General features: G+C 74.1%; 9 protein-coding genes. 8 read left to right on the forward strand and 1 reads right to left on the reverse strand.

The window, feature by feature from the left end:
• Positions 1 to 142 precede the first annotated feature (142 nt).
• A complete protein-coding gene (locus VF468_26125; protein ID HEX5881764.1) occupies positions 143 to 346 on the forward strand; it encodes a cold-shock protein in 204 nt (67 codons plus the stop codon).
• A gap of 105 nt (positions 347 to 451) precedes the next feature.
• On the opposite strand, the gene VF468_26130 is transcribed toward VF468_26125, so the two are convergent.
• Entirely contained in the window at positions 452 to 853 is a 402-nt protein-coding gene (locus tag VF468_26130) for a DUF1844 domain-containing protein (GenBank protein HEX5881765.1), read from the reverse strand.
• 234 nt (positions 854 to 1087) lie between these two features.
• Between VF468_26130 and infC the strand changes: the two genes are divergently transcribed.
• From infC to pheT, 7 genes are all read left to right on the forward strand, one after another.
• Positions 1088 to 1660, forward strand: a complete 573-nt coding sequence (gene infC / locus VF468_26135) for a translation initiation factor IF-3 (protein ID HEX5881766.1) — start codon at positions 1088 to 1090, stop codon at positions 1658 to 1660.
• 16 nt (positions 1661 to 1676) lie between these two features.
• On the forward strand, positions 1677 to 1871 hold the full coding sequence (gene rpmI, locus VF468_26140; GenBank protein HEX5881767.1) for a 50S ribosomal protein L35: 195 nt from the start codon (positions 1677 to 1679) through the stop codon (positions 1869 to 1871).
• A 44-nt stretch (positions 1872 to 1915) separates the two neighbouring features.
• Entirely contained in the window at positions 1916 to 2299 is a 384-nt protein-coding gene (gene rplT, locus VF468_26145) for a 50S ribosomal protein L20 (GenBank protein HEX5881768.1), read from the forward strand.
• Between the two features lie 22 nt (positions 2300 to 2321).
• The gene (locus VF468_26150) at positions 2322 to 3131 is read left to right on the forward strand and encodes an RNA methyltransferase (GenBank protein ID HEX5881769.1); all 810 of its coding nucleotides are present in this window, start codon (positions 2322 to 2324) and stop codon (positions 3129 to 3131) included.
• The gene (locus tag VF468_26155; protein HEX5881770.1) at positions 3121 to 4185 is read left to right on the forward strand and encodes an ATP-binding protein; all 1065 of its coding nucleotides are present in this window, start codon (positions 3121 to 3123) and stop codon (positions 4183 to 4185) included. Before VF468_26150 ends, VF468_26155 begins: the two co-directional genes overlap by 11 nt.
• A 79-nt stretch (positions 4186 to 4264) precedes the next feature.
• Positions 4265 to 5314: a phenylalanine--tRNA ligase subunit alpha gene (pheS, locus tag VF468_26160; GenBank protein HEX5881771.1), complete on the forward strand. Its 1050-nt coding sequence runs from the start codon at positions 4265 to 4267 to the stop codon at positions 5312 to 5314.
• A gap of 14 nt (positions 5315 to 5328) precedes the next feature.
• A partial coding sequence (pheT, locus tag VF468_26165) for a phenylalanine--tRNA ligase subunit beta (GenBank protein HEX5881772.1) occupies positions 5329 to 6914 on the forward strand: 1586 nt, incomplete at its 3' end.

A 6914-nucleotide genomic window follows, 5' to 3' on the forward strand; every position in this document is an offset into this window, starting at 1 on the left:
AGATCGTCGCCTGACCAGTCGGTTTGAGCGTTTTGGCCTGCGCTTGTGCCCAAGTTGGCGTCGCGGTACAGTCCGCGCGGCCCGGCCGACATGCCTCAGCAAACGGTGTCGAGGCCGCCGGGGTCGACAGGAGGGAAGCACGTTGCCCGAAGGCACCGTCAAGTGGTTCAGCAACGAGAAGGGCTACGGCTTCATCGCCCGCAACGGCGGTGACGACGTCTTCGTCCACTTCTCGGCCATCCAGAGCGACGGCTACAAGACCCTCAACGAGGGCCAGGCCGTCGAGTTCGAGATCACCGACGGGCCCAAGGGCCCACAGGCCTCGAACGTGCGGCCGCTTGCGTAACGAGCAGGAGCAGGACGGGCCTTCGGTTCGTTGACGTCCGGCATCACGCAAGGTTCGCAGGGCCCCGCCCGCTCGGGCGGGGCTTTCGCGTCCCGCCTCCCGGGCTCAGTCCTGACCGGGCACCCACAGCCCGCTGGGCGGCCGCAGGATCTCCGACTCCTCGGGCCCGGTTTGGGGTTCGGTCTCGGGGGGCGTGCGGGGGGCGCCGCCCCCCGCAGTCTCGGCGTAGGCCATGCGCAGGTTGGCCAGGGCGTCGCGCAGGCCCGCCTCGGGGGCGCCCAGGCGCCCCTCGGTGGCCGACAGCAGGCCGCCGAGCGCGTCCACCAGCAGCCGGGCCTGGTCCAGGTCGCGGAAGCGGGCGTGCTGCTCGGGCGGGATGCCGAGGCGGACATAGGCCAGCGCGATCAGCGAGAGGGCCGCCTCGGCGACCACGTCGCCCGCCGCCACCGAGGCGAGCTGCTCGCGCAGCTGCTCGAGCTGGTCGGGGGTCAGGTCCTGCTCCGACATCGGGGCTCCTCGCGGCGTCGACAGCTGGAACAATCGACGCTACAGTAGCGTTGATTCGGTCGGGTCCGAGGGCTTCGGGCCCGTCAACTGCATACGGAGCAAAGCAGAAGCGAGGGCTTCTCACCTCTGGGCGAAACGCCCACGGGGTCACCATGACCTCACCGGTCCGAATTGGTGGGCGGCCCTTGCGCCGCCTTTTTCGTTTGGGCATCGGCCCAGAGGAGGGATGTCAGCATCAGCGTAGAACCCAGGATCAACGACCGGATCCGGACCCCCCAGGTCCGGGTGGTCGGCGCCGACGGCGAGCAGCTCGGGGTGATGGACACCCAGGCCGCGCTGCGGATGGCCAGCCAGCAGGACCTCGACATGGTCGAGGTCGCCCCGATGGCCCGCCCGCCGGTGGTGAAGCTGATGGACTACTCGAAGTTCAAGTACGAGCAGGCCATCAAGGCGAAGGAAGCCAGGCGCAAGCAGAACCTGGTGGCCCTCAAAGAGATGAAGATGCGGCCCAAGATCGACCCGCACGACTACCAGACCAAAAAGGGTCACGTCGAGCGGTTCCTCAAGCAGGGCCACAAGGTCAAGGTCACCATCATGTTCCGCGGCCGCGAGATGGCCCACACCGAGCTCGGGCGGCGGCTGCTGGAGCGGCTGGCCACCGACCTCGTCGAGATCGCCCAGGTCGACAGCCCGGCCCGCCAGGACGGGCGCAACATGATCACGGTGTTCTCGCCCCGCAAGACCCAGGGTGGCGCCAAGGGCGCGCCACCGGCCGCCGGGAGGGCCGCGCCCGTCCGGACGCCATAACCGCCCAGGAGACCCCGTGCCCAAGATGAAGAGCCACCGGGGCGCCACACGGCGCTTCCGGGTGACCAAGACCGGCAAGCTGGTCCGCCGGCAGACCCGGCTGAACCACATGCTCGAGAAGAAGACCCCCGCCCACAAGCGCCGGCTCGGCCGCGAGGTCCAGGTGGCCGCCGGCGACCGCCGCAGCGTCCGCCGGATGCTCGGCCTGTAGCGGGGCCGCCTTCACGAGCCACCAACAACGGAAAGAGAACTCCGATGGCAAGAGTCAAGCGGGCCGTCCACGGCGCCAAGGCCAAGCGCACCACCATGGAGCTGGCCAAGGGCTACCGCGGCAGCCGTGGACGCCACTACCGGGCCGCCAACGAGCAGGTCATGCACGCCCTGCGCTACGCCTACCGGGACCGCCGGGCGCGCAAGGGCGACTTCCGGGCCCTGTGGATCGCCCGGATCAACGCCGCCGCCCGGGCCGAGGGCATGACCTACAACCGGTTCATCTCCGGCCTCCGCCAGGCCGGCATCCAGGTCGACCGCAAGGTCCTGGCCGACATCGCGGTCACCGACCCGCGCACCTTCGCCAGCCTGGTCACGAGCGCCCGCGAGGGCCTGAACGGCGCCGGCGGCGGCAGCGGCAAGGCCTGACGGGCGGCCCCAGGCGGCCCCGATGGACGTGATCACCAGCCCCAGCAACCCCGCGGTGCGGGCGGCGCGCAAGCTCGCCCGGCCGTCGTCGCGGGCCCGGGCCGGCGGTCGCTTCCTGCTCGAGGGGCCGGAGGGGATCCGGGCGGCCCTTGAGGCCGGCCACGTCCCCGGCAGCCTGCTGGCCACCGAGCGGGCCGCCGCCCGCCACGCCGGCCTGGTCAACCTGGCCCGCCAGCGCGGCGCCCAGGTCACCCTGGTGGCCGAGCCGGTGCTGGCCGGCATGGCCGCCACCACCACCCCCCAGGGCCTGGTCGCGGTGCTGCCCAGCGTGCTCCGGCCGCTGGAGGCCCTGCCGCCGTCCCCGCGCCTGGTCTGCGTCCTGGCCGAGGTACGCGACCCGGGCAACGCCGGCACCGTGCTGCGCGCGGCCGACGCCTTCGGCGCCGACGCCGTCGTCACCACCGCCGGGTCGGTCGACCCGGAGAGCCCCAAGGCGGTCCGGGCCGCCGCCGGCAGCCTGTTCCACCTGCCCGTGGTCGCCGGGGTGCCGTGGCCGGCGCTGTCGACGGCCCTGCGCGACCGGGGCCTGCGCCTGGTCGGCGCCGACCCCCACGCGGCCGCCACCCTCGACCAGGCGCCGCTGGACGAGCCCGTCGCCCTGGTCCTCGGCAACGAGGCCCACGGCCTCCCCGCCGAGGTGGAGCGCGACCTCGACCTGGTCGTCCGGGTCCCCCTGGCCGGCCGGGCCGAGAGCCTCAACCTGGCCGCCGCCGCGGCCGTCCTGCTGTACGAGACGGCGCGCCGGCAGCGGGAGGCCGCCGATGGCCGATAGCGAGGCCTACCTGGAGGCCCTGCCCGACGCCGTCGTGGTGGTCGACGCCGAGGGCCGGGTCGCCTACGCCAACGCGGCCGCCGAGCGCCTGGCCAGGGCCGGCCGGGACGAGCTGGCCGGCCGCCCCCTCGACGACGCCGTGCCCCTGCGCGACGGCGCCGGCAACCCCTGGTGGACCTGCACGGAGCGGCTGCGCCGCCTCCCCGGGGTCCGGCGGGTCCCGGTGCGCGAGCTCCACCTGGTCGCCGGCGGCGAGCCGGTCCCGGTCGACCTCACGGCCAGCTTCCAGCGCGACGCCGCCGGCCGGGTCGTCCAGGCCGTCTGCGTGCTCCGGGACGCCTCGGCCCGCAACCGGGGCGACAGCCAGCGGGGCGAGCTCATCTCCACCCTCGCCCACGAGCTGCGCTCCCCCCTGACCAGCGTCAAGGGCTTCACCTCGACCCTGCTGCACCGCTGGGAGCGCTTCAGCGACGAGCAGAAGCGCCAGATGCTGGCCACCGTCAACATGGACGCCGACCGGGTCACCCGGCTCATCGGGGAGCTGCTGGACGTCTCCCGCATCGACGCCGGCCGCCTGGAGCTGCGGCGCAAGGAGTTCGACCTGGCCGCCATGGCCGAGGGCATCGTCGGCCGCTTCGACCTCCAGCACGACGGCCACAGCTTCCAAATCACGTTCCCGGACGACTTCCCGCGCGTCTATGCTGACCCCGACAAGATCGAGCAGGTGCTGACCAACCTGGTGGAGAACGCGGTGAAGTACTCCGACGGCGGGCCGGTGACGGTGACCGGGCGGGCGACCGAAACCGAGGTCGAGGTCGCCGTGCACGACCAGGGGGTTGGCGTCCCCACCGGGGAGCTGCCGCTGATCTTCACCAAGTTCTACCGGCGGGCCGGCTCCGGGGCGCCCAGCGGCACCGGGCTCGGCCTGTTCATCGCCCGCGGCCTGGTCGAGGCCCACGATGGCCGCATCTGGGCCGCCTCGGCCCCCGGCCAGGGCACCACCCTGCGATTTCGTCTGCCCCGCGGGGGCCTGGAGCTGGCCGGCATCACCTAGCCCGGCACCCGGCCCGAGCGGGGCGACCGCGAAGCGGACGTGACGTTTGCACTGTGCCTTCCCGTGAGGAGTCCCGACCATGCCCACCCCAGACCTGGACGCCGTCGTCGCCGCCGGGCGGCAGGCGATCGCCGCCGCCACCGACCTCGAGGAGCTCCGCGAGGCCGAGCAGGCCCACCTGGCCAAGCGCTCGGCCCTCGGGGAGGTCCAGCGCTCCCTCGGCGGCCTCGACGAGGCCGCCCGCCGCGACCTGGGCCGCCGGGTCAACCAGGCCAGGACCACCCTCCAGGCCGAGCTGGCCGCCCGCCGGGCCGAGCTGGAGGCCGAACGCGACGCCGCCCTGCTCGAGGCCGAGCGGGTCGACGTCACCCTGCCCGGCCGGGTCCCCCCGCGCGGGGCCATCCACCCGGTGACCCGCACCATCGACGAGATCGTCGACATCTTCATCGGTCTCGGCTACCGGGTCGCCGAAGGCCCCGAGGTCGAGACCGACTGGTACAACTTCCAGGCCCTCAACATCCCAGCCGACCACCCGGCCCGCTCCATGCAGGACAGCCTGTACCTGGCCGGGGACGACGGGCGCGAGACGGGGGAGCTGGTGCTGCGCACCCAGACCTCGCCGGTCCAGATCCGCACCATGCAGGCCGGCCCGCCGCCGGTCTACGTCGTCGCCCCCGGCCGCTGCTACCGAGCCGACACCCCGGATGCGACGCACGTGCCGGTGTTCAACCAGATCGAGGTCCTGGCCGTCGACCGCGGCCTGACCATGGCCGACATGAAGGGGACGCTGCTCGCCTTCGCCCGCGCCTACTTCGGCGAGGAGCGCCAGATCCGCCTGCGCCCCTCCTACTTCCCGTTCGTCGAGCCGGGGGCCGAGGTCGACGTCTCCTGCTTCATCTGCGGCGGCACCGGGGCCGGCTGCCGCACCTGCCGCGGCGAGGGCTGGATCGAGCTGCTGGGCGCCGGCATGGTCCACCCCAACGTGCTCCGGGCCGGCGGGTACGACCCCGACGAGGTCTCCGGCTTCGCCGCCGGGACCGGCATCGAGCGGCCCTTCATGCTCCGCTCCGGCCTGGCCGACATGCGCACCCTGACCGACAACGACGTCCGCTGGCTGACCAGCGTCTAAGAGAGGAGACTTCCATGCGCGTCCCGCTCTCCTGGCTGGCCAGCCATGTCGACATCGACGTCCCGGCGGCCACCCTGGCCGACAGGCTGACCTTCGCCGGCATCGAGATCGAGACCGTCCACCGGGTCGGGGACGACCTGGCCGGCATCCTCACCGCCCGGGTCCTGGAGGTGAGCCCGCACCCCGACGCCGACCGCCTCGTCCTGGTCCGCATCGAGGCCGGCGGCGAGGACCGCTCGGTGGTCTGCGGCGCCCGCAACTTCGCCCCCGGCGACGTCGTGCCCTGGGCGGCCCCCGGGGCCAAGCTGCCCGGAGGGGTCGAGATCGGCCGCCGCAAGGTCCGCGGCGCCCTCTCCGACGGCATGCTCGCCTCCGCCCGCGAGCTGGGCGTGTTCGACGACCACGCCGGGATCCTGGTCCTGCCGCCGGACACGCCGGTCGGGGCCGACGTGGTCGAGGCGGTCGACCTGCGCGACACCGTGCTCGACGTCAAGACCGCCCCCAACCGCGGCGACATCCTCTCCATGCGCGGCATCGCCCGCGAGGTCGCGCTGCTGCTCGGCAAGGAGCTCAAGCCGCTCGACCTCCCGGTGCCCGAGACCGGGCCGCCCGCCGACGGCCTGGCCTCGGTGGCGGTGGAGGACACCGAGGGCTGCCCGCTGTACGCCGCCCGGGTCGTCCAGGGGCTGGACGCGGCCCGGCCCAGCCCCCTGTGGATGGCCCGGCGGCTGTACCTGTACGGCCAGCGCCCGCTCGGGGCGGTCGTCGACGTCACCAACTACCTGCTGCTCGACCAGGGCCAGCCCCTGCACGCCTTCGACCTCGACCTGGTCCCGGGGCGGCGGATCGTGGTCCGCCGGGCCGCCGAGGGCGAGACCGTCCGCACCCTCGACGGCCGCGACCGGGCCCTCACCACCCAGGACACGGTGATCACCTCCGGCGAGCAGGTCCTGGCCCTGGCCGGGATCATGGGCGGCGAGGACACCGAGGTCCGTGCGGCCACCGCCAACGTCCTGATCGAGTCGGCCCACTTCCCCCCGGCGGTCGTGCGCCGGACCATGCGCCGGCTCGGCATGAGCACCGAGGGCGGCCAGCGCTGGGCCCGCGGGGTCGACCCGGCCGGGGCCGAGCCGGTCTGCGACCAGGCGGCCCGGCTGATGGCCGAGCTGGCCGGCGGCACCGTGGCCGCCGGGCGGCTGCGGGCCGGCCCCGGAGTCCCAGAGCGGGAGGCGATCCGGCTCGACTGGGCCCGGTCCTCCGAGCGCCTCGGCGCCCCCGCCGACCCCGAGTTCGCCGCCGCCCACCTGCGCGCCTACGGCTGCCGGACCGAGGTCACCGACCGCCGGACCGTGCTCGCCGTCCCGCCGAGCTGGCGCTTCGACCTGGAGCTCTGGGCCGACCTGGAGGAGGAGGTGGCCAGGGGCTGGGGCTACGACCAGGTCCCGGCGACCCTGCCCGGCGCCACCGGGGGCCGCCTCACGGCCACCCAGCGGCTGCGCCGCCAGGCCAGGGAGGTCCTGGCCGGCATGGGCGTGACCGAGGTCCAGACGCTCCCGTTCCTGTCCCAGGCCGACCTGGACCGGCTCGGGCTGCCCGCCGG

It is taken from the genome of Actinomycetota bacterium (genome assembly GCA_036280995.1).
GTDB lineage: Bacteria > Actinomycetota > CALGFH01 > CALGFH01 > CALGFH01 > CALGFH01.